22 protein-coding genes, 1 other RNA gene and 1 riboswitch are annotated in these 20,972 nt (G+C 60.1%); of the genes, 12 read left to right on the top strand and 11 right to left on the bottom strand.

Translation table 11 applies throughout. From position 1 onward, the window contains the following. Positions 1-15: 15 nt before the first annotated feature. From ACR0KM_RS09990 to ACR0KM_RS09970, 5 genes are all read right to left on the bottom strand, one after another. Entirely contained in the window at positions 16-1,593 is a 1,578-nt protein-coding gene (locus tag ACR0KM_RS09990) for an ABC transporter ATP-binding protein (protein ID WP_480861430.1), read from the bottom strand. Beyond that, the gene (locus ACR0KM_RS09985; RefSeq protein WP_480861429.1) at positions 1,590-2,696 is read right to left on the bottom strand and encodes an ABC transporter permease; all 1,107 of its coding nucleotides are present in this window, start codon (positions 2,694-2,696) and stop codon (positions 1,590-1,592) included. Before ACR0KM_RS09985 ends, ACR0KM_RS09990 begins: the two co-directional genes overlap by 4 nt. After that, a complete protein-coding gene (locus ACR0KM_RS09980) occupies positions 2,697-3,794 on the bottom strand; it encodes a microcin C ABC transporter permease YejB (RefSeq protein ID WP_480825494.1) in 1,098 nt (365 codons plus the stop codon). A 1-nt stretch (position 3,795) separates the two neighbouring features. Continuing rightward, positions 3,796-5,706: an extracellular solute-binding protein gene (locus ACR0KM_RS09975; protein WP_480825496.1), complete on the bottom strand. Its 1,911-nt coding sequence runs from the start codon at positions 5,704-5,706 to the stop codon at positions 3,796-3,798. A 176-nt stretch (positions 5,707-5,882) separates the two neighbouring features. Beyond that, entirely contained in the window at positions 5,883-6,392 is a 510-nt protein-coding gene (locus tag ACR0KM_RS09970) for a c-type cytochrome (RefSeq protein WP_480825498.1), read from the bottom strand. A 121-nt stretch (positions 6,393-6,513) separates the two neighbouring features. Here ACR0KM_RS09970 and ACR0KM_RS09965 point away from each other — a divergent pair, with 121 nt between their 5' ends. Continuing rightward, positions 6,514-7,347 (top strand): prephenate dehydratase, encoded by an 834-nt coding sequence (locus ACR0KM_RS09965; RefSeq protein WP_480825500.1) that lies wholly within the window; start codon positions 6,514-6,516, stop codon positions 7,345-7,347. Positions 7,348-7,362: 15 nt separating this feature from the next. On the opposite strand, the gene ACR0KM_RS09960 is transcribed toward ACR0KM_RS09965, so the two are convergent. From ACR0KM_RS09960 to nudC, 3 genes are read right to left on the bottom strand one after another with little or no spacing between them, the layout of a single operon-like run. Continuing rightward, positions 7,363-7,902, bottom strand: a complete 540-nt coding sequence (locus ACR0KM_RS09960) for a chloramphenicol phosphotransferase CPT family protein (protein ID WP_480825502.1) — start codon at positions 7,900-7,902, stop codon at positions 7,363-7,365. 23 nt (positions 7,903-7,925) lie between these two features. Then, entirely contained in the window at positions 7,926-8,393 is a 468-nt protein-coding gene (locus ACR0KM_RS09955) for an SRPBCC family protein (RefSeq protein ID WP_480825504.1), read from the bottom strand. Between the two features lie 39 nt (positions 8,394-8,432). After that, a complete protein-coding gene (gene nudC / locus ACR0KM_RS09950; protein ID WP_480861428.1) occupies positions 8,433-9,416 on the bottom strand; it encodes an NAD(+) diphosphatase in 984 nt (327 codons plus the stop codon). 35 nt (positions 9,417-9,451) lie between these two features. On the opposite strand from nudC, the gene ACR0KM_RS09945 reads away from it, so the two are divergent. From ACR0KM_RS09945 to rsgA, 4 genes are all read left to right on the top strand, one after another. Then, the gene (locus ACR0KM_RS09945; RefSeq protein WP_480861445.1) at positions 9,452-9,673 is read left to right on the top strand and encodes a hypothetical protein; all 222 of its coding nucleotides are present in this window, start codon (positions 9,452-9,454) and stop codon (positions 9,671-9,673) included. After that, a complete protein-coding gene (locus ACR0KM_RS09940) occupies positions 9,597-11,477 on the top strand; it encodes a bifunctional 2',3'-cyclic-nucleotide 2'-phosphodiesterase/3'-nucleotidase (protein ID WP_480861427.1) in 1,881 nt (626 codons plus the stop codon). Before ACR0KM_RS09945 ends, ACR0KM_RS09940 begins: the two co-directional genes overlap by 77 nt. A 38-nt stretch (positions 11,478-11,515) precedes the next feature. Next, positions 11,516-11,614: signal recognition particle sRNA small type (ffs, locus tag ACR0KM_RS09935), an RNA gene on the top strand. Between the two features lie 160 nt (positions 11,615-11,774). Further along, positions 11,775-12,803 (top strand): ribosome small subunit-dependent GTPase A, encoded by a 1,029-nt coding sequence (rsgA, locus tag ACR0KM_RS09930; RefSeq protein ID WP_480861426.1) that lies wholly within the window; start codon positions 11,775-11,777, stop codon positions 12,801-12,803. An 18-nt stretch (positions 12,804-12,821) separates the two neighbouring features. On the opposite strand, the gene ACR0KM_RS09925 is transcribed toward rsgA, so the two are convergent. Then, positions 12,822-13,679 carry an alpha/beta hydrolase family protein gene (locus ACR0KM_RS09925; protein WP_480861425.1) on the bottom strand — a complete coding sequence of 286 codons (858 nt, stop codon included), beginning with the start codon at positions 13,677-13,679 and terminating at the stop codon, positions 12,822-12,824. A 121-nt stretch (positions 13,680-13,800) separates the two neighbouring features. Further along, a riboswitch (cobalamin riboswitch) is annotated at positions 13,801-14,023 on the top strand. Here ACR0KM_RS09925 and ACR0KM_RS09920 point away from each other — a divergent pair. Further along, positions 13,981-14,520, top strand: coding sequence for a hypothetical protein (locus tag ACR0KM_RS09920; RefSeq protein ID WP_480861424.1), 540 nt, complete (start codon positions 13,981-13,983; stop codon positions 14,518-14,520). Its footprint overlaps the riboswitch before it by 43 nt. A gap of 3 nt (positions 14,521-14,523) precedes the next feature. Here ACR0KM_RS09920 and ACR0KM_RS09915 read toward each other — a convergent pair whose 3' ends face one another. Next, positions 14,524-15,027, bottom strand: coding sequence for a protein-tyrosine phosphatase family protein (locus tag ACR0KM_RS09915; protein WP_480825516.1), 504 nt, complete (start codon positions 15,025-15,027; stop codon positions 14,524-14,526). Positions 15,028-15,195: 168 nt separating this feature from the next. Here ACR0KM_RS09915 and ACR0KM_RS09910 point away from each other — a divergent pair, with 168 nt between their 5' ends. The 4 genes from ACR0KM_RS09910 (at position 15,196) to ACR0KM_RS09895 (ending at position 18,990) form a co-directional block, all read left to right on the top strand. Continuing rightward, entirely contained in the window at positions 15,196-16,953 is a 1,758-nt protein-coding gene (locus ACR0KM_RS09910) for a DNA polymerase III subunit gamma/tau (protein ID WP_480861423.1), read from the top strand. A 222-nt stretch (positions 16,954-17,175) separates the two neighbouring features. Next, positions 17,176-17,520, top strand: a complete 345-nt coding sequence (locus ACR0KM_RS09905; RefSeq protein ID WP_480825520.1) for a YbaB/EbfC family nucleoid-associated protein — start codon at positions 17,176-17,178, stop codon at positions 17,518-17,520. A gap of 61 nt (positions 17,521-17,581) precedes the next feature. Next, the gene (recR, locus tag ACR0KM_RS09900) at positions 17,582-18,175 is read left to right on the top strand and encodes a recombination mediator RecR (RefSeq protein ID WP_480858936.1); all 594 of its coding nucleotides are present in this window, start codon (positions 17,582-17,584) and stop codon (positions 18,173-18,175) included. A 326-nt stretch (positions 18,176-18,501) separates the two neighbouring features. After that, positions 18,502-18,990, top strand: coding sequence for a hypothetical protein (locus tag ACR0KM_RS09895; RefSeq protein ID WP_480858935.1), 489 nt, complete (start codon positions 18,502-18,504; stop codon positions 18,988-18,990). Here the strand turns inward: ACR0KM_RS09895 and ACR0KM_RS09890 are convergent. Next, positions 18,987-19,628, bottom strand: a complete 642-nt coding sequence (locus ACR0KM_RS09890) for a ribonuclease T2 family protein (protein ID WP_480858933.1) — start codon at positions 19,626-19,628, stop codon at positions 18,987-18,989. The two genes, ACR0KM_RS09895 and ACR0KM_RS09890, sit on opposite strands and share 4 nt — an antisense overlap. A gap of 130 nt (positions 19,629-19,758) precedes the next feature. Here ACR0KM_RS09890 and ACR0KM_RS09885 point away from each other — a divergent pair, with 130 nt between their 5' ends. Together ACR0KM_RS09885 and ACR0KM_RS09880 are read left to right on the top strand one after the other, a co-directional pair. Further along, the gene (locus ACR0KM_RS09885) at positions 19,759-20,520 is read left to right on the top strand and encodes a DUF1013 domain-containing protein (RefSeq protein WP_480825528.1); all 762 of its coding nucleotides are present in this window, start codon (positions 19,759-19,761) and stop codon (positions 20,518-20,520) included. A 54-nt stretch (positions 20,521-20,574) separates the two neighbouring features. Continuing rightward, the gene (locus tag ACR0KM_RS09880) at positions 20,575-20,964 is read left to right on the top strand and encodes a hypothetical protein (protein ID WP_480825530.1); all 390 of its coding nucleotides are present in this window, start codon (positions 20,575-20,577) and stop codon (positions 20,962-20,964) included. Positions 20,965-20,972: the final 8 nt, after the last annotated feature.

Here is a 20,972-nt window from a genome sequence, read left to right as displayed (position 1 = left end):
GGCGCGGGCGATCCCTCAGCCCGCTGCCGCAATCAGTTCCCGAGTATAATCGGTCTGGGCGTGTTCGAACAAATCCTCGGCCGCGCCCATCTCAACCACATCGCCGTTACGCATGACGATGACGTTGTGGGACATCGCCCGCACGACCTTGAGGTCGTGGCTGATAAACAGATAGGCCAGCCCGTATTTCCGCTGCAGATCCCGAAGCAGATCGACGATCTGAACCTGCACCGTCATGTCCAACGCACTGGTGGGTTCGTCCAGAACCAGCAGCTTGGGCCGCAACACCATGGCACGCGCGATGGCGATCCGCTGGCGCTGCCCGCCCGAGAATTCGTGCGGATAGCGATCCATTGCAGCAGGATCGAGCCCCACCTCAGTCATCACTTCGGCCACCAATTCGCGCGGGGCGCGGTGGGGATCGACTTTGTGGATCGCCAGCCCTTCGGCAATGATCTGCATACAGGTCATGCGCGGGCTGAGGCTGCCGAACGGGTCCTGAAACACGATCTGCATGTCCTTGCGCAACCGCCGGAGTTCGCGCGTAGACCAGCGTCGCACATCCTGATCGCGGAAGGTGATCCCACCCTCTGACGCAATCAGCCGCATGATCGCCAGAGCCAGCGTTGTCTTGCCCGAGCCGCTTTCGCCCACGATCCCCAGCGTCTCACCCGCGCGGACGCTGAGCGTCGCGTCGTTGACCGCCTTCACATGGCCGACGGTGCGTTTAAGAAACCCGCGCTGGATCGGGAACCAGACCTTCAGGTGATCGGTACGGGCGACCTCTTCGGCGTCGGTCGCAACCGGATCGGGGTGGCCTGATGGCTCGGCCGCCAACAGTTTGCGGGTATAGGGGTGCTGCGGATTGTCGAAAATTTCGGTGGTCACCCCGGTTTCGACAATCTCACCATCCTTCATCACACAGACCCGGTCAGCAATCCGGCGCACGATGCCAAGGTCGTGGGTGATGAACAGCATCCCCATGTCTTCGGATTTCTGCAGCTCGGCCAGCAATTCCAGAATCTGCGCCTGGATGGTGACGTCCAGAGCAGTCGTCGGCTCATCCGCGATCAAAATGTCGGGCTTGTTCGCCAGCGCCATCGCTATCATGACCCGCTGACGTTGGCCGCCAGACAATTGGTGCGGATAGCTGTCCAGCCGGTCCTGCGGGTCACGGATGCCGACCTTGGTCAGCAGTTCAATGATCCGGTCCCGCGCCGCATCACCGGTCACGTTCTGATGCAGCGCCAGCGATTCCGCCATCTGCTTCTGGATCGTGTGCAGCGGGTTCAGCGAGGTCATCGGCTCTTGAAAGATAAAGCTGATGTCGTTGCCGCGCACATCCATCAACCTGTCCTCGGACGCGCCGATCATCTCTTGCCCGTCATATGTGACGGACCCTTCGACAATCGCACTGTCGCCCAGCAGCGAAACGGTACTGAGCGCGGTCACGGATTTGCCCGAACCGGATTCGCCCACCAGCGCTACGGTCTCTCCTCGGTCGACAGTAAAGGACACGCCCTTGACCGCCGCCGAAACCTGCCCGTCCTGCCGGAACGAAACCTTGAGGTTGTTCACATCCAAAAGGCTCATGAGAAGGTCTTTCTGGGATCAAACGCATCGCGGACGCCTTCGAAAATGAAGACCAGCAGCGACAGCATGATGGCAAAGGTGAAGAACGCGGTGAAGGCCAGCCACGGGGCCTGAAGGTTCTGTTTTGCCTGCAAGGTCAACTCGCCCAGCGACGGGGCTGACGATGGCAGGCCGAACCCAAGAAAATCCAGCGAGGCCAACCCACCAATGGTGCCTGTGACGATAAAGGGCATGAAGGTCAGCGTGGCAACCATCGCGTTGGGCAGCATGTGGCGGAACATGATGGTCATGTTGCCCAAACCCAGCGCCCGCGCGGCGCGGACATATTCAAGGTTCCGCGCCCGCAGGAATTCGGCCCGCACAACACCAACCAATCCGGTCCAACTGAACAGGATCATCAGGATGACCAAAAGCCAGAAACTTCGCCCCAGAATCGCGAACATGATGATGATGACGTAGAGCGATGGCGTGGAGGACCAGATCTCGATAATGCGCTGGAAAATCAGGTCCAGCCAGCCGCCGAAAAAGCCCTGAATGGCCCCGGCGAAGATGCCGATCAGACTGGCTGCTCCGGTGACGATCAGCGTAAAAAGGATCGACAATCGGAAACCATAGATCACCCGCGCCAGCACGTCGCGTTTGGTGTCATCTGTGCCCAGCAGGTTCTGACCATTGGGCGGCAGCGGCGCGGCCCCCGGACGATCCACACTGGTATTGAAGGAATAGGGGATCAGGGGCCAGATCGCCCAGCCACGTTCAAAGCCTTCGGCCTCGAACGTGCCTGCCTTGATCTCGTCGATGATGCCTTCGGGGTCGTCGAAACACTGATCCAGACCACCGCTGTCGATCAGGCACATCACCTCCGGGTCGCGATAGATGGCTTCGGTCTGGAAATCGCCGCCGAACTCGGTCTCGGCGTAGAAGTTGAAGACCGGTGTGTAAAACTCACCCCGGTACTTGACCAGGATCGGTTTGTCATTGGCGATGAATTCGGCAAACAGCGATATCCCGAACAGGACCGAGAAGATGATCAGCGACCAGAACGCCCGGCCATTGCGCCGGAAGTTGCGCCAGCGGCGCTGATTGAGGGGGGAAAGCGCCATTTACCCCTCCCGCTTTTCGAAGTCGATGCGCGGGTCGACCAGCACATACATCAGGTCGCTGATGATGCCGACAACCAGCCCCATCAGGCCGAAGATAAACAGCGTGCCGAAGATCACCGGATAGTCGCGCGCCACTGCGGCCTCAAACCCCAGACGGCCCAGACCGTCCAGCGAGAAGATGGTCTCGATGATGATCGAACCGCCAAAGAACACGCCGATGAACACCGCCGGGAAGCCAGCGATCACGATCAGCATCGCGTTGCGGAAGACGTGACCATAGAGCACCTTGCGCTCACTCAGGCCCTTGGCGCGGGCGGTCATGACGTATTGCTTCTTGATCTCGTCCAGAAACGAGTTCTTGGTCAGCAGGGTCAGCGTCGCGAAGGCCGAAATCGTCAGGGCGATGATCGGCAGGGCAATGTGCCAGAAATAGTCGGCGATCTTACCGAACAGGCTTAGGCTGTCCCAATTGTCCGAGGTCAGGCCGCGCAGCGGGAAGATCTGCCAGTAAGAGCCCCCGGCAAACAGCACCAGAAGCAGAATGGCGAACAGGAAACCGGGGATGGCATAGGCGACAATGATGGCCCCGCTGGTCCATGTATCAAAGGTCGAACCATCCTTGATCGCCTTGCGGATACCCAGTGGGATTGAAACCAGATAAGCAATCAGGGTCGACCACAGGCCCAGCGAGATCGAAACGGGCATTTTTTCCAACACCAGATCAATCACGCTGATCGAGCGGAAATAGCTCTCACCGAAATCCAGCGTCAGATAGTTGCCCATCATCGACAGGAAACGTTCAAGGGGCGGTTTGTCAAAGCCGAACTCTTTCTCAAGCTCAGCAATGAACTCGGGCGGCAGGCCACGCGCACCGACATATTTGTCGTCAAAGGCTCCGCCTGCGGGCTCGGCACCCGCCCCGGCGTCACCACCGCCACCGGCAAACCCGGCAAAGACATCACCCTGACCTTCAACCTGCGCGATGATCTGTTCGATCGGCCCGCCGGGCACGAACTGCACCAAGGTGAAGTTGACGATCATGATGCCCAGAAGGGTCGGAATGACCAGCAACAGGCGTCTTAGGATATAGGCGCCCATATTACCGCAGCGCGCCTTTCGTCTTCAGATCGGCCTCTTTCTCGGGGTTGACCCACCACAGGTCCAGATAGCCCAGCGTGAACGGGGGCAGGTTTTCGGGGTATTCATACATATCGTAGTAAGCTGTCCAATAGTCCGCCACATACCCATCGGGGATGATGAAGAACTCATAACGCAGCACGCGATCCAACGCCATAAGCGCCGCGTCCTGTTCGGCCTGATTTGTTGTGTCAAACGACGCCTCGATCACTGCATCCACAAGCGGACTGGCAAGGCCTGCAGGATTGAACAGGCTGAACTCGGCCTCTTCCGATCCATACATCTGGCTCAGCCCACCACCCGTGGACAGGAATGAGCCGTAGCGGGTCGAATACACCATGTCATAGTCCCGCTCGCGCCGGCGTAGGGTAAACTGGGAGGGGTCCACCTTTTCTGCTGTCGCATCCACGCCTATCGATTGCAGGTTCTGAACAAAGGTCTCGATCATCGTCGCGGTCGAAGTCGGAATACTGGAGGCATAAGGGATATTGACCTTCAGCGTTTGACCCTCTGCATTTCGACGCAGATTGCCATCTCCCACGGGCCAACCCGCCTCATCCAGCAGCTTCGAGGCCTGGCGTAAGTTGCGGCGGTCGTTCAACCGCGCCGAATTGGATTCGTGCACCACCAGCGCAGGCTCATTCATCACGGCGGCCGGAACGACATCGCCCAAAGACTCCAGGAATGCACGTTCCGCGCCTTCTGGTACGCCCTTTGCTTCCAGATGAGTGTCCTGCACAAAAGAACTGCGCGCGGAATTCAGGCCGAACATAAGCGATTCATTAGCCCATTCGAAATTGAAGGCCAGCGCAATCGCCTTGCGTACATTCTTGTCTGCGAATTGCGGCTTGCCCAGGTTGAACACAAACCCCGATGGCGTCGGCGGGCTGCCATCCGCAATCTCGTCCTGCACCACCGAGCCTTCATTCAGTTTCGGAAAATCATAGCTCGAGGCCCATAGCTTTGGGTCGCTCTCGATCCGCATGGTGTACTCACCCGCCTTGAACCCTTCAAAGGCAGCGGTCTGATCCGCGAAATACTCGATCCGGATGGCATCATAGTTGTGGCGGCCAACGTTGATCGGAAGGTCCTTGCCCCAGTAGTCATCACGCCGTTTGTACACGATCCGGCGATTGATATCATAGCTGTCCAACTTGTAGGGGCCCGAGCCAACGGCGACTTCAAGCCGGGGCTCATCCAAACGGCGGCTTTCGTCAGCCTCGAACCATGCCTTTGAGAAGACCGGCGTTGATCCCACCGTCTCAATCAAACCGCGCCGCGTGACCTCGGGGTTGAAGGTGAATCTGACCGTGTGATCATCCAGCGCCTCTGCGTTTTCGACCATGCGGCCCACGGCCTGAGCGTAAGATGGCAGGCCCTGCTCGATGAACAGGCGGTGGCTATAGACGACGTCCTCAGCTGTGACCGGGGTGCCATCCCAAAATGTCGCCTCAGGCCGCATATGGAAAATCACGTAATTGCGGCCTTCATCGTATTCCATGCTTTCGGCGAGAAGGCCGTAATACTGACCCACACTGTCCGAGGTGCTGTCAATCAACGAGTCATATTGGATCGTGGTCAACGCCCCCGCGCGTCCTTTGCGCGAAAAAGGGTTCAGGGAATCGAACGTCCCCGACCCCGACAGCGAGAGTTCACCGCCTTTGGGGGCATCGGGATTGACATAGTTCAAATGTGGAAAATCCGCCGGATAGTCCAGGTTGCCGAAATATGAATATCCGTGGCTGCGCGTCACGCCCTCATCATTGGCAGATGCGTAGCTTCCGCCAGAGAACAGCATCGCCGCCGAAATCCCGACAGCTGCGGCCCATGAATGAAACTCAGACGGTCGCAATGCGGTCAGAAGGGATTTCATGGTGCTCTTCCTCTGGATCGTTTTTCGGCTTCAATGTCGTGCAGGCCAGCTAAAAGACCAACACTTCATGTTGCAAGTTTAGAATGCGTGAACGCTTTGTGAAGTTCTTGTCAGACAAAAAATTAAAGCCGCTGCACAAGGCAGCGGCTTTCAAAATCGTCTATATGATCACAGGATCAATTGCCGATGGTCTGCAGATAGGCAATCAGATCGGCGCGTTCCTGCGGCTTTTTCAGGCCGGCAAAGCTCATCGAAGTGCCCGAGATATAAGCACTTGGGCGTTCGAGGAAGGCGTCCAAAGCTTCTGGCGTCCAGTTTCCGCCATGCGCCTGCATCGCAGCCGAATAACCTGTGAACCCTTTGGCCGACGCGACCGGACGGTCTACAACGGCATAAAGATACGGACCGGTGCCATTGGCGCCATCTTCCAGCTTGTGGCAGGCGGTGCATTTGCGGAACACGCGCGCGCCTTTTTCGGGATCGGCCGCTGCCAGCAGATCTGCGAATACCACCTCTTCTCCGTCGGCGCTTTCGCCCGCGCTTTCGGTTTCGATAATATAGGCGGCCTCGGCATGATGGCTGTCGGAGCTATAGAGGATATCCGCCCCCCATTTCGCCAGAAGCAGCACAAGGAAGGTGCCAAACAGGCCGGCTGCGGCCTTGGTAACTGTCATCGTGTCGAACATTTTGATCGCGAGTCCATTTCAGCTGTCTTGGGGGTGTCTAAGGCTTCCCCTGACAAGAGGCAAGGTATAGACACCGCGACTAAACGCCCGATCTAAATTCTTGCTGCATGGAAACGACCAAATGACCAAACGCATTGCATTTCAGGGGGAACCCGGCGCCTACAGCCACGAGGCCTGCCGCAACGCGCGCCCGGATATGGACGCCCTGCCGTGCCGAACGTTCGAAGATGTGATCGAATCAGTGCGCTCGGGCGCGGCTGATCTGGCCATGTTGCCGGTCGAAAACACCACCTATGGGCGGGTCGCGGATATCCATCGCCTGTTGCCCCACAGCGGGCTGCACATCATCGACGAAGCCTTTGTCCGCGTGCACATCAACCTGCTGGGTGTGCCGGGTGCAAGTCTTGAAGACATCACCGAGGCGCATTCCCATCTGGTTCTGCTGCCGCAATGCGCCGGTTTTCTGAAGCAACATAACATCCGCGGCCGCGTCAGCCCCGACAACGCGCGCGCTGCGCGCGAAGTCGCCGAGGCGGCTGATATCCACTCAGCCGCGCTGGCGAGCGAACTGGCCGGAGAGATCTATGGCCTGCATGTACTGGCGCGCCACATCGAGGATCAGGGCGACAACACCACCCGCTTTCTGGTCATGTCACGCGAAAAGGATCATTCACGGCGCGGCGATCATGGCATGATCACCAGCTTCGTGTTTCAGGTCCGCAACATTCCGGCCGCTCTCTACAAAGCGATGGGAGGCTTCGCGACCAACGGCATCAACATGACCAAGCTGGAAAGCTACATGGTCGATGGCTCTTTTACCGCCACGCAGTTCTACGCGGACATTGTGGGACACCCGGACGATCACAACGTTCAGCTGGCCATGGACGAACTTGAGCATTTCACGACCAATGTCGAAGTTCTGGGCGTGTATCCGGCAGCACAGCCGCGCGGATAGCCGGCAAAGAGACCATCAACAGAATTCTGAACAGCGCAAACCCGACCGCCACACGTCAAGAACCTTCCGCGTGTTGATGTCTGCGCTGTCGCTTCCGTCGATTTCAAGGTCATACAGCCGATCAATGTGTATGGTTTTCTGATCTCGCTCGGCACTGCCCAGGACCCGGTCGCCGCGCGCCCGCTCTCTTTCGTTCAGGACGTCGAGCGGGCAATGAACGGCAACGAAAAGCACATCATGCTGCTTTAGGCTTAGTTTCAACGTGTCAATCCAGCCCGGAGTATCAAGAATGTGCTCGACAATCAGATTGTTGCCAGCATTCGCATACGCGGCAATGGACTGATGAAAACCACCGAATACAGCGGCTCGGCATGCGGCCCAGTCGAAATCACCAGCCTGAAACCTTTGCATCGGTAAACTGCCCGAGTCGCGCACGTGGTCGATCGACAGGTGTATCAACGGTACCTCTGCATTTTGCTGCAACTTGCGCGCGAGTGTGGACTTCCCGCTGCTGGACGCGCCGTGAAGAAAAATGATCCGAGATTGTACTGCCATTGTCTTCTCCGACCCGGCTTTGCTCAGTTCCCGTGGCGGTGGCGTTCTTCCATCTCGCGCGCGAAATCGCTGAGGCGGGCCTGGAACTGACGGCGAAACCTGGACTGGCCCAGCTTCATGGATTGCAACAGCAATCGTGCGGGCAGCGTCTTGGCCTTCAAAGAGGTTTCAATGGTCAAACGCGTGCGCCGCTGGGACAAGGCAAGCAGTTCGACAATCGTGTCTCCGTTCATGCCCTTGCTGCTGGCCTGAAACCGCATCCGCGCGGGTGGGGCGCATTCGCTCAGCAAAACTGAAATCTGTCGCGGTTTGCCCCGAATCTTAAGCTCTGTCTCCCATGCCGTCTGCGCCTCGGGCGCGCCCGAGCCAGCTGTTCGCCGCACCTCGACGCCGCGACGCAATGCCATGCGCTCGAAACGTTCGAAATCAGCGACCATGGCAAACACCGCGTCGATCGGAGCTTCAACATCTTCCTGCGCTGAAAACTGCATTCCGCCTCTTCTTTGCCTCGCTTTGCCGTCAGTCTGTTGTTAGTCCAATGTGTCCGCAAGCCAATGCTGCAGCAAAAAATGCGCTATCGCACCTTTGCGGGCTGGCAAAAGTTTCGGATGGTCCCCTGCAAAAGCCTGCATCATCTCGGTTCGGCCAACCCAGATCGCATCTTCGATCTCGACCGGATCAATCTGGATCTCGGGCGACAATGCCTCTCCGGCACAGCCAAACATCAACGATGCAGGGAAGGGCCAGGGCTGGCTGGCCAAATAGCGCACCGCGCCGACTGGCACGCCTGCCTCTTCCATCACCTCGCGCCGCACGGCCGCCTCCAGCGTCTCACCCGGCTCGACGAAACCGGCCAGCAGAGAGTACATGCCCTCGGGCCAGCCGGGCGACCGGCCCATCAGCACCGAGTTTCCATGCGTGATCAACATGATCACAACCGGATCGGTACGCGGGAAGTGTTGCCCGCCGCAGGCAGGGCAACTGCGCTGCCACCCACCCTGCGACAGTAAGCTGGGCGCGCCGCAGCGGGCGCAGAAGCGATGCGTCTCGTGCCAGCCAATCACTGCTTTGGCCGTTGCTGCCAGTTCGGCATCGCGCGGGCTGAGGCAGGTCATGATCCGACGCAACTCGGCAAAAACGTACCCCTCGGGCAGATCGGGATGCTGTTGCACCGTGCGATCAACGAACCCGCCGACGCCCGACAGGTCCAACCCTTCCGCATTCCAGCCTGAAATGTCCGCGGCAAAAAGCGGCACACCGTCCTCGGCAACACCCAGAAAAACAGGCTCCTCGATCACGCCGCCCGGACCGTTCTGTAGGATGGCATGATCCATCGGCAGCAGCGCAAGCCCGTCCAGTTCGGCACCAAACACCAACGGTTTGCCACGCCACACCAGAATGCATCGCGCGCGGGGATCGTTGAATACCTGTCTCAGCCTTTCGGCATCCCCGCGCAACAACCCCGCCCGGTTCAGCCCCGAGCCGCCAAATGTAACCTGTTCTGCGCGTTTCATGCCTGCCATTCCCAAGTGCCGCGCAAAGGGCTGCCATGTCTTTGCCGCTGGTGCAACGGCTATTCACCACACAAAGATTTTTGATGCTGCCGCCGAAAGACCGCAGCGCTGCCCCGGAAATTGCACTAAGTACCTCTTTAGGTGAATACCGGGTTAAATTGACAGCCAGAAGTAGACGTTTTGACAAAGACAAGATCGCAACGCGTTGGGCGACGGCAGGATGCCCGCGCAAAGCTTCAGATACTCGCGACATCTGACCTGCACATGCACTTGACACCATTCGACTATTACGCCGATCACCCTGACACGAACACGGGCCTGACGCGCACTGCCAGCCTTATCCGGGCGGCGCAGAAAGCGGCCCGGCGCGCAGGTGTTCTGACGCTGTTGTTCGACAATGGGGACGCGCTGCAGGGCACCCCGTTTGGTGACTGGGCGGCAGAGGCCACGCCCGACGCGCACCCGCTGCCCGCTGCGTTCAACACGCTGGGATACGATGCGGTGGGGCTGGGGAATCATGATTTCGGCTTCGGGCTGGATTTCGTCAATCGCATCGCCGCGCAGAATGCCTGCCCCCTGGTGTGCAGCAACATGCGCGCAACCAATAGACCGCAGGGGTGGCTGCCCTATCTCGTTCTGGATCGGCATGTCAGCGTCAACGGGCAGGAGGTTTCAATCCGGATCGGCGTCCTGTCGCTCGTGCCACCGCAAACCGCGCAATGGGAAGCGCATATGCTTCAGGGTCAGGTCGAAGTGACCGACATTTTGTCCGCAGCCCGGCAGACTGTGTCAGACCTTGAGGGCGAAGGGTGTGATCTGGTTGTTGCGCTGGCGCATTCGGGGTTGAACGACGCAAAATCGAAAGTCGGTCTTGAAAACGCGACGATCCCATTGGCCGCGCTGGATGGGATCGATGTCATTGTTGCAGGTCACACGCATCTGTCCTTGCCGGGCAAGGCGCATGCAGAACTGCCTTTTGTCGATCACGAGAAGGGCTTGGTACATGGCAAACCGGTCGTGATGCCGGGATGGGGCGGCTCGCATCTTGGCGTCATCGATCTGGAGCTTTTGCAAGAGCAGCAGCGCGGTTGGACTGTTGTGGACAGCCGGGTCGAGGCCGTTCCAATCAAGACCGACGCCGGGCTCACACCCGAAGACGTCGAGATCGCCCGACTCTTCGCCGAAGGTCATGCCGAAACGCGCAAGCGGGTTGCCAAACCAGTGGGGTCGGTGCCGCAAACGCTGCACAGCTATTTCTCGTACTGTGCGCCGGACCGGGGTTTGGCGCTGATGGCAGCAGCACAGGTGGCTGCGGTGCGCCCTTACCTTGTTGGGACAGACTGCGAGGGTCTGCCCATTCTGTCAGCGACCGCACCAGCAAAATTCGGTGGCCGTGCAGGCCCCGGGTACTACACCGAAGTTCAGGCAGGCGACATTTCGATCCGCCATGTCGCCAATATGCACGTGTTTCCCAATGAACTGCGCGCGGTCCGTGTGACGGGGGCGCAGCTGCGCGATTGGCTGGAGATGTCTGCAGGGGTATTCAACCAGCTTTCCACAAAAGAACCCGCGGACCTGATCGATTCTGATCGGGCCGGGTTTAACTTTGACGTCCTGCACGGTGCAACATACCAGATTGATCCGACGCAACCGGCCCGCTTCGACAGCTCGGGCCAGCTGACCGACCCGGCCCGTCGGCGCATCCGAGCGCTTGCGGTGAACGGTGAACCAGTCGCTGCCGATCAGAGTTTTGTCATCGCGACCAATAACTATCGCGCCAGCGGTGGCGGGCATTTTCCCTTTGCTGATCAGGTACAGATGATCACACTGCCCGCGCTGCGTATTCATGATCTTTTGTGCGACTACCTATCTGGAAAATGCCCCAAAGATCTTTTGGAACAGGCACCGCGTCCGTTCACGTTGACCGCGCCAACCGGGACCGAAGCAATTCTGCGGACGGGCCCCGCCGCGCGGGCATATCTGGACGAGCTGGCCGAATACGCTCCACGCCTCCTACCCCTGGATGCCGACGGGTTTCTGCCCGTTCAACTGACGCTCTGACGGGTTGCCAAGGCCACGCGGCGCGCCTATATGGGGGGCGAGAGGTTGGCGCGGGCGAGCGCCTCGCCAACCTGGTCAGGTCCGGAAGGAAGCAGCCACAACGAGTCCCGCTTGGGTCGATGTCCAGCCTCTCACTTGAACCAACCCATAGCCGCAGGAGGGCTTTATGATTGTAGCAAAAACCCTTCGGGCAGCCCGGTTCTGATCCACAGCGATCTTCTGACTGCCTGAACACATGACCAGCGGGTGCGCGATTGCCATCCGACGGACACGCTGTTTCTGATCACAGGCAGAGTAATGTATCTTTCTTTATTGGACCTCGGATGGTCCTCTCATTTCGCCGCGCAACACGCGGCTGATCCCTCACACCAACCCTTTCGTATCGTAGCCGTTCACCGGGACCGGCTGATCGGCCTCAGCCCGGATGGCGAAACCCAGTTGCAGAGCCCGGACCACCCCACCGGGAACTACGCAGTCGGCGATTGGGTGCTGGCGGACGACAACAACCGCGTCCGGCACCTGTTGGACCGGCGCAGCCTGCTGCAACGCCGGGCGGCTGGCACCGGAGCTTCGGCACAACTGATCGCTGCCAACGTCGATGTGCTGTTCATCGTCAGCTCGTGCAACGCCGATTTCAGCCTGCCCCGGCTGGAGCGTTATCTGGCGCTGGCCCATCAGGCCGGAAGCTATCCGGTGATCGTGCTGACAAAGGCCGACATATCGGATGCGCCCGAGACCTATGTGCAGCAGGTCCAAGCCATCGACCCGTTTCTGACGGTGCTTGCGATCAATGCGCTGGATCCGGTTGAGATCGAACAGGTTCTGTCATGGTGCCCAAAGGGCCAGACCGGTGCGTTGGTCGGGTCTTCGGGCGTCGGCAAGACGACGCTGGCCAACGCTATGACCGGTCAGGCACAGGCCACCGCAGGCATTCGTGAGGATGATGCGCGAGGCCGGCATACCACCACCGCCCGCGCGCTGCACCGCATGCGCAATGGCGGATGGCTGATCGACACGCCCGGCATGCGCGCCTTGCGGTTGCTGGACGCGCAGGACGGCGTGGACGAGGTGTTCTCGGACCTCATGGAGCTTAGCCAGAACTGCCGGTTCTCGGATTGCCAGCACGAGGCAGAGCCCGGCTGTGCCGTGCAGGACGCGATCCGCGACGGGGCACTCGATCCCTCACGGCTGGAGCGGTGGCGCAAGCTGCGGCGGGAAGATCAGCGCAACTCGGAAACCATCGCGCAGTCTCGTGCCCGCGACAAAGCGTTCGGCAAGATGGTGCGCGGTGTCATGCAAGAGAAGAAATCGCGCAAGCGGTTGTGACCGGCAGGCCTCGTCTGATCAGGCGATCAGGCGGGGCCAGACGGCAGCGTTACGCCGGGCGAAAACACCGATATGGCCGACCTTGGACAATCCGAACTCTTGCGGTGACAGCAGATGACGGCGCGCGGCGGGACCGTAGAGATCGGCGAGCCGCCAGACCGCCTCGGGCGGTACCATCTGGTCGTCTTCGAAGGCAAACAGATCAACCGGACCGCCTATGTTGGACCATCGCGCGGCGGGCAGGGTCTGTCCGATCTCGGGCAGATAGCTGTCGGGCGCGGTGCACCATTTGCGCCATTGCCAATAAACCCCAGCGGGCAGGTCCTCGCCAAATCCCAGCGCCTTGCCCGGCAGATAGCCCAGCGCACGCGCCGCTACCGGTGCGTGACCGTACCAGAACAATGCAGCCAGCGCGCGATAGGGCCACGGGTGATCCGATAGCGTCACCAGCCCGGAACAGACACAAATCATCCGGTCAATACGGTCGATATCGGGTTGCACCGGCCCCAGCATCGCACCCAGCGAATGGCCAATGCTCCAGAGTTTTGCTTGCGGAAACCGCCGCCGCATCTCAGTGCGCGCGGCCGGGATATCGATCAGCGCCCAATCCGCCATCGTCACCGTCGACGCCTTCTGCGGCCCGGTCAGGGACTGGCCAAAATCGCGATAGTCATAGGTCAGGCAAGCCATGCCATGCTCAGCCACCAACCAGCGGGCGAAATGCTGATAATAGTCACGCGGCACCCCGGTCGCATTGTTGATCACGACGACCGTTTCCGGCTCTGACGCGGGCCGGTAGAGCCGCGCCGACAGCATCGCAGGGCCGGAGGGGAACCGGAAATCTTCCGTCATCACGGTCTGCTGCGCATCTAACATTGGGTCCTCTGGCACAATCTGAACCGATCAGTTCATTTCGTCACCGCAGAGTCAAGATTGACGTGGCGGGACCGCTGGAAGGCCCCGCCCGCCAATTCGCTTGACTCGAAGCCCGCCCAACCGCTAGCGATGCGGTGATGGTTCCCGCGCCTTTGACCAAGGCCGGGATGAAAAGGGAACACGGTGCGGCCCTGCCCGGCGATAACCGGAATGGACCAAATCCGCGACTGCCCCCGCAACTGTAAGCGGTGAGCAATGCCGAAATGCCACTGGCCGAAAGGCTGGGAAGGTCGGCAAAGCGATGACCCGCAAGTCAGGAGACCTGCCATCGGAACAGAAACTGAAACTCGGGCGGGGTGTCCGGGCAGGTCCTGACAGCAAAGCGCCGTCCAACCTGTTTCACGCCCTCAGCCCCACGCGCGGAGGGCGCAGTATGATATGGAAGACCGGAACCCACCAGTTCTCGGCAACAATTTGCCAAAGGACGGGGAAAACCTGTCCGGCTTTGGCGCGAATCGCACGGGCACTGGCCAATTCGATGACCGAGGCTGCGCCGGCAACAACTGCAGATTTCGAGATTCAGGGCAGCAGTGAACTGACGCACTGCGCTGACGGGTGCACCGCCCGTTTTCGCGCCCGCGCGGACGAAATCAGAGTATTCTGCGGAGCCGGATCAGACCAGGCCATCGAGCAACTGGACAGCTATGCAGACCTGTTGTTCGGCTCCGAGACCGCAGCCTTGTCGACGGATATCCTGTCCACACCGCCTTGCGCGATGCTCGAAGCGTTGACGCTATCTCGGGGCGCACCGATGCAACCCGACTGCCGCCCTTCGGCTTGATCTTCAGCCCGCCGCCAGAATGCCGGCGGGCGCAATCGCCCATTCCATCTGCGCATCGGTTTCTACGGCACAGGGCCGCAACGCGCGCAACCGCTGCAACGCCGCATCAGGATGCTCTCCGCATTCTATCATCAAACGCAATACGATCATGCCAGAGCGACCGCAGCCGCCCCTGCAGTGAACCAGAATCCGCCCACCGCCGGACAGCGCATGACGCGCTGCGGCGCTGACCTCGACCCAGCGTTCGTCGACCTCGGGCGATGGCGTGCCATAATCCTCGACCGGTAAATGCACCCAGCGGCAGGCGCGGCTTCGCACGTCGATCCCGAAATCTCTTGCGCCATCGAGTATCATCTCGACTTCGGTCGCCATTGACAGGATCAGGCCGGGTTTCCAATCGGCCACGGCATCAAGATCACTCTGATAATCGCCCCCCCGACCCGGCATGGATGTCAGCGCAAGCGTTCCTCCGCCAACCTGAAGTGCGTGGATAACCATCTCAGACATTCTACGTTCCCCCCGAAACGTTGATCATAAGATCTTTCTACTGTCTTCAAGTGTCCGATCTTAACCGCGTGGCCCGGCTTTCCAAAACGAAAATCATGAAGGCGGGCGGTGGACGCGGGCGGCGGCGGCCTCTACGCTGCGGCAGAACTCGAATCCGCGAAAGCAGACATGACCGACACGCCCAGCCCCGCCTATCAGGTGCTTGCCCGAAAATACCGCCCGGAAACCTTTGCCGATCTGGTTGGTCAGGACGCCATGGTGCGCACGCTGAAAAACGCGTTCGAGGCGGACCGGATCGCCCAAGCCTTCATCATGACCGGCATTCGCGGCACCGGCAAAACCACCACCGCGCGGATCATCGCCAAAGGCATGAACTGCATCGGACCGGATGGCGAAGGCAAACCCACGACCGAACCTTGTGGCCAGTGCGAACATTGCATGGCCATCATGGAAGGCCGCCATGTCGATGTGATGGAGATGGACGCCGCCAGCCGCACCGGCGTGAATGATATCCGCGAGATCATCGACAGCGTGCGCTATCGCGCCGCCTCGGCCCGTTACAAGATCTATATCATCGACGAGGTCCACATGCTCTCGACCAGCGCCTTCAACGCGCTGCTCAAGACGCTTGAGGAACCGCCCGAACATGTGAAATTCATCTTTGCCACCACCGAGATCCGCAAGGTTCCCGTGACGGTGCTGTCGCGCTGCCAGCGCTTCGATCTGCGCCGGATCGAGCCCGAGGACATGATCGGCCTGCTGCGCAAGATCGCCGACGCCGAAGCGGCCCAAATCGCCGAGGATGCGCTTGCGTTGATCACCCGCGCCGCTGAAGGCTCGGCCCGCGATGCGACCTCGCTGCTGGACCAGGCCATATCCCATGGCGCGGGCGAGACCAGCGCCGATCAGGTGCGTGCGATGCTGGGTCTGGCCGACCGGGGCCGGGTGCTGGACCTGATCGACATGATCCTGCGCGGCGACGCGGCGGGGGCCCTGACCGAACTCAGCGCCCAATACGCCGAAGGGGCCGATCCGCTGGCCGTGCTGCGCGACCTTGCCGAGATCACGCATTGGGTCTCGGTGGTGAAAATCACGCCCGACGCCGCCGAGGATCCAACCGTTTCCCCCGACGAACGCGCCCGGGGCCAGCAAATGGCCGAGGCCCTGCCGATGCGCGTCCTGACCCGCATGTGGCAGATGCTGCTGAAAGCGCTGGAAGAGGTCTCAGCCGCGCCCAACGCCATGATGGCCGCCGAGATGGCCGTTATACGCCTGACCCATGTGGCCGACCTGCCCAGCCCGGAAGAGCTGATCAAACGCCTGCAGGATGCCCCACCACCGCCCAATGGCGGCCCCGGAGGCGGCCTGCCCGCACCCTCTCAGGCCACAACGCGCGCGCAGGCCCCGGTTACGCCCGCCTACGCGGCACCCGCGCGCGGCGGAGCGGGTGCGCCGACCGCGGCTTTGGCACAGGACCAACAGACAGCGCTGGCCCGTTATCCGACCTTCGACCATGTGGTCGAACTGATCCGCGCCAACCGCGATGGCCTGCTGCTGGATGAGGTCAAGGGCTCTCTGCGGCTGGTGGCCTACCAGCCCGGACGGATCGAGTTCGAACCCACCGAACGCGCCTCGCCCCAACTGGCGCAGCGCCTTGGCAGCGCGCTGCAACGCTGGACTGGCAATCGCTGGGCCGTGACAGTGGTCAATGAGGGTGGTGCCGAGACCATCTATGAAAAGGAAAACGCCGCTGAAGAGGCGTTGAAAGCCGAGGCGCACAAGCATCCTCTGGTACAGGCGGTACTCGCCCAGTTTCCCAAGGCCCGGATCAAAAGCATCGAAACGCCCGAGCAACGCGCAGCTCAGGTCGAAACCGAAGCCCTGCCCGAGGTCGAGGACGAATGGGACCCGTTCGAGGAGGATTGATCAATTGCGCAAGCCCTCCCGCGCCCGCCACGTGCCATCGGCTGCGCCGATACCCCTGAGCGGCCTTGGGCCCGGCAGCGCGAGCTTTGCCCGCGCTGCCGGGCCCAACCAAAGGAAAGGTCTGTCAAAGACATTGACAATGGACCGGAGTGCCCTCGGCCCTTGTGTCACAGTGATGCCACCCGTATTTAGGCTTCAAACGGACTTACAGGAGAAATCTCGATGCTCAAAGGACTAGGCGGTCTGGGCGACATGGCCAAGATGATGAAATCCGCACAGGACCTTCAGACAAAAATGGCCCAGATGCAGGAGGAATTGAACAATCTGATGGTCGTCGGCGAATCCGGCGCGGGCCTTGTCAAAGCCACAGCCACAGCCAAAGGCGAGCTCAAAGGCCTTGATATCGATCCGTCGATCTTCAATGGCGACGACAAGGAAGTAGTCGAAGACCTGATCCTGGCCGCAATCAAGGACGCACAGACCAAAGCCGCGGAACGTTCACAGGAAGAGATGGCGAAACTGACCGAAAGCATGGGCCTGCCGGCAGATATCAAACTGCCGTTCTGATCTTCATCTTTTTAAAAATACTCCCGCCGGAGGCTCCCTCGGGCACCACGCAGGACAGGCCGTGAGTTCGAACAGCGAAATCGACAACCTGATCGACCTGATGGCCAAGCTGCCCGGCCTCGGCCCCCGCTCGGCCCGCCGCGCGGTGCTGCACCTGATCCGCAAACGTGCGCTGCTGCTAACGCCCCTGTCGGACGCCATGCAGCAGGTCGCCATCACGGCGCGCGAGTGCCTGAACTGCGGCAATGTAGGCACCACCGACATCTGTGACATCTGCAGCGATGAAGCCCGCGCGACCGGAGAGCTTTGCGTCGTCGAAGACGTCGCCGACCTCTGGGCGATGGAACGCGCAGGCGTGTTCAAAGGCCGCTATCACGTGCTGGGCGGCACCCTGTCGGCGCTGGACGGCGTCGGCCCGGACGAGCTGCGCATACCCCGCCTCAAAGACCGGGTGGTGGCCGAAGGCGTCACCGAGATCATTCTGGCCTTAAACGCCACCGTAGATGGCCAGACCACAGCGCACTACATCGCCGATCAGCTCGAAGGGCAGGTCCGCCTGACTTCCTTGGCGCAGGGTGTACCGATTGGTGGAGAGTTGGACTACTTGGATGACGGGACAATTACAGCAGCACTGAGGGCGCGGAAAGAGCTATGATGCTCTTATCACAATTTGCGGCGGTTCAAGCATTTTCAAAGACGATTCAAGCTGAAGCAATTCAGAGAAATGAATGACTTACGCTATTTGGGGTGCCGTGAATCCGCCTTTGGCGGGCGAAGTATCTGGGTGGCAGTTTCTTCATCTCTGGTGAATTCATGGCGCTCTACCGCAAACGAAAGCTCCAATATCCAAAGCGCGCTCCCGCAGTAGAGCGATAGCACAGGACGAGAGCCCAACCAAATCCCTCTACCAGATTCACCGTTTCAGTCAGGTCTGCTTCCGAGTAGCATCATCACCAAATCGGACTTCCAAGGACATCGCCCATGACCCGCCTTCTCGCCCTTACCCTCGCCGCTTTCACCGCTACGGCCTCTTTCGCTCAGAGTCTCGTCGACAAAGGCTACATCGAAGGCTGGAACATCATGATGGACCCTGCACTTGGCAATGGGTGCCTGATCCAGACGGTGTATGAGGATCTTTCTGTGGTGCGCTTAGGCTATGACGCCTTGGACAATCGCGGGTATTTCGCCGTTTACAACAAGGCCTGGGGCAACATCAAACAGGGTGAAAGCTATCCAATCCGGTTCGAACTCGATGGCAAGAGTTACGATGCCACCGCTGTCGGATTCAATGAACGTAACGTGCCCGGTGCAACGGTCTTTTTCACCGACCGCAGTTTTGTCAACGCCATCGCCCAGAACAAGACCCTGACTGTCTATAACCCGGCAGGCGAAACAGTCATGGCGATTGACCTGAAAGGGACCGCCAAGGCACTGGAATACGCGCGGGACTGTCAGAACCGAAAGCTCTAGCGAATCGGATCGAACAGCGCATCCGTGGCACTGCAATCGAGGATCACATCGCGGCCACAGGGTACCGGGTCCAGCTCGCGGGACAGGCACAGGCGGACCTCTTCGATATAGCCCCGTTTGCAGGTCACAGTGACCATGTCTGGCTCAAGCACGGGGTTGGCGTTCAGAAATGCCTCTTCGACCACCGAAGCAGGCAGTTTGACCGAAGCTTCAAGCTTGCGGAAGACCTCGGGACGAACAAAGGCCTCGTATGCCTGCCGCGATAGCGCATAATAGCCCGCCGCCGAGAGCCCCGAGCAGGTTCCGTGCTTCTTCCACTGATGCCACGCCAGACCGGAACTGCCCTGAATATCCTCCATATCCCGCGTCATCGCCCGCGAGGGCGGACCCTCGGGCGTTCGGCAATAAGAGGGCCAGCCCTGGTGGAATTGCGGCCAGAGCCCGTGCAATATCCACCCGTGATCGTGTCGCGCGTCGCATTGGTCCGACCCGCGGGCGTCACCCTCGCGGGCGCACCAGTTGGGCGACCAGCTGAGCGACAGGACATAGTAGTCAAATTCCCCTGCCGTCTCGCCCTCGGCCAGCGCCGCCACGGCGCTCAGCGCCCATAAAATCAGCCCCTGAATCCCTTGGCGCATTCGCCTCTTTCCTTCTTACCCTGACCCGACTATATAAACCCCAAGTTCCCCGACAACGGAAACCTGCCCCAAGATCACGGGGCCGCCGAATTCCGGCGACGGGACAGATGTATTTATAGGAGACGGGCTGATGGCAAAACCCCTGATGGCCAAAGCAACCGCCGTATGGCTGGTGGACAACACCACGATCAGCTTCAAGCAGATCGCGGATTTCGTAGGCATGCACGAATTGGAAGTGCAGGGCATCGCGGATGGCGATGTGGCCGCCGGCGTCAAAGGCTTTGATCCGATTGCCAACAACCAGCTGACGCAGGAAGAAATCGACACGGCGCAGAATAACCCGCTGCACAAGCTGAAGCTCAAGTTCAATCCCGCAGCCTCGGGCGAGGAAAAGCGCCGCGGCCCGCGTTACACCCCGCTGTCCAAACGTCAGGACCGCCCGAACTCGATCCTGTGGCTGGTCAAGTTCCACCCGGAACTCAGCGATGGTCAGATTGCCAAGCTGGTCGGCACCACCAAGCCGACGATCCAGTCGATCCGTGAACGCACGCACTGGAACATCGCCAACATGCAGCCCATCGACCCGGTTGCTCTGGGCCTGTGCAAACAGTCCGAATTGGACGCGATCGTACAGAAGGCGGCTGCCAAGAAAGCGGCCGAAGGCGGTGTGATGAGCGATGATGAGCGCCGCAAACTGGTCTCCACCGAGCAGTCGCTGGAGATGGACTCGGCGCCCAAAATCCCGACCGCGATTGAAGGGCTTGAAACCTTCTCGTTGTCGGACGAGCCGGACGAGAAAGACGATGATGATGCCATTGTCGACGCCGACAGCTTCTTCAATCTGCCCAAAGGCGGCGGCGATGACGAAGACGAGGATGATCTGCGCCCCTGATGCGCGGATGGCCCTGACCGCGCAGGGTTGGGGCCTTTTTCTTTGGGGGATGAAATGCTGAGTTTTCTATCCGCAGTTTTTGGTCCACACCGTGCCGTCTCGATCTACGCGTTCGTCAAAACCAGGGGATTGGCCATACTGGGCGGTGTCGGCGTGGTCGCTGTCGCTGCAGCCCTTCTGGTGTTGAACGACAGTGGCGATCACGAACACCATTCGTTCATGACGGTACCGGTGTTGTCGGCGACACCGATCAACGGGGATCTCAAGAACGGTGTCATCGCATCGGTACGATTGCCCGATGGGTCAGCGACGTCGATCACCTCGACCGAGGGGCGGGTTTCGCAAACCGTCGGTGATAACGCCTGCATCGAAAAACGTGTGTTCGTCGAAAGCGGAGAGCCCCGATACCGATTCAAACTGCCTCGCTATTGCGAGGCAAGCTGACGAGCAAA

The organism is Ruegeria sp. G10, from assembly GCF_056533645.1.
The sequence above is the reverse complement of the archived record's forward strand: the minus strand, read 5'-3'. Positions and strand labels throughout refer to the sequence as shown.

Bases quoted from the DNA above. Each gene is read 5' to 3' on its own strand.
- ACR0KM_RS09965 (WP_480825500.1), top strand. From the start codon at position 6,514: ATGACCAAACGCATTGCATTTCAGGGGGAACCCGGCGCCTACAGCCAC.
- rsgA (WP_480861426.1), top strand. From the start codon at position 11,775: ATGTATCTTTCTTTATTGGACCTCGGATGGTCCTCTCATTTCGCCGCG.
- ACR0KM_RS09985 (WP_480861429.1), bottom strand. From the start codon at position 2,696: ATGGCGCTTTCCCCCCTCAATCAGCGCCGCTGGCGCAACTTCCGGCGC.
- ACR0KM_RS09885 (WP_480825528.1), top strand. From the start codon at position 19,759: ATGGCAAAACCCCTGATGGCCAAAGCAACCGCCGTATGGCTGGTGGAC.
- ACR0KM_RS09895 (WP_480858935.1), top strand. From the start codon at position 18,502: ATGACCCGCCTTCTCGCCCTTACCCTCGCCGCTTTCACCGCTACGGCC.
- ACR0KM_RS09910 (WP_480861423.1), top strand. From the start codon at position 15,196: ATGACCGACACGCCCAGCCCCGCCTATCAGGTGCTTGCCCGAAAATAC.
- ACR0KM_RS09925 (WP_480861425.1), bottom strand. From the start codon at position 13,679: ATGTTAGATGCGCAGCAGACCGTGATGACGGAAGATTTCCGGTTCCCC.
- ACR0KM_RS09905 (WP_480825520.1), top strand. From the start codon at position 17,176: ATGCTCAAAGGACTAGGCGGTCTGGGCGACATGGCCAAGATGATGAAA.
- ACR0KM_RS09890 (WP_480858933.1), bottom strand. From the start codon at position 19,628: ATGCGCCAAGGGATTCAGGGGCTGATTTTATGGGCGCTGAGCGCCGTG.
- ACR0KM_RS09975 (WP_480825496.1), bottom strand. From the start codon at position 5,706: ATGAAATCCCTTCTGACCGCATTGCGACCGTCTGAGTTTCATTCATGG.
- ACR0KM_RS09915 (WP_480825516.1), bottom strand. From the start codon at position 15,027: ATGTCTGAGATGGTTATCCACGCACTTCAGGTTGGCGGAGGAACGCTT.
- ACR0KM_RS09945 (WP_480861445.1), top strand. From the start codon at position 9,452: ATGTCTTTGCCGCTGGTGCAACGGCTATTCACCACACAAAGATTTTTG.
- ACR0KM_RS09980 (WP_480825494.1), bottom strand. From the start codon at position 3,794: ATGGGCGCCTATATCCTAAGACGCCTGTTGCTGGTCATTCCGACCCTT.
- ACR0KM_RS09990 (WP_480861430.1), bottom strand. From the start codon at position 1,593: ATGAGCCTTTTGGATGTGAACAACCTCAAGGTTTCGTTCCGGCAGGAC.
- ACR0KM_RS09920 (WP_480861424.1), top strand. From the start codon at position 13,981: ATGACCCGCAAGTCAGGAGACCTGCCATCGGAACAGAAACTGAAACTC.
- ACR0KM_RS09960 (WP_480825502.1), bottom strand. From the start codon at position 7,902: ATGGCAGTACAATCTCGGATCATTTTTCTTCACGGCGCGTCCAGCAGC.
- nudC (WP_480861428.1), bottom strand. From the start codon at position 9,416: ATGAAACGCGCAGAACAGGTTACATTTGGCGGCTCGGGGCTGAACCGG.
- ACR0KM_RS09880 (WP_480825530.1), top strand. From the start codon at position 20,575: ATGCTGAGTTTTCTATCCGCAGTTTTTGGTCCACACCGTGCCGTCTCG.
- ACR0KM_RS09955 (WP_480825504.1), bottom strand. From the start codon at position 8,393: ATGCAGTTTTCAGCGCAGGAAGATGTTGAAGCTCCGATCGACGCGGTG.
- ACR0KM_RS09970 (WP_480825498.1), bottom strand. From the start codon at position 6,392: ATGTTCGACACGATGACAGTTACCAAGGCCGCAGCCGGCCTGTTTGGC.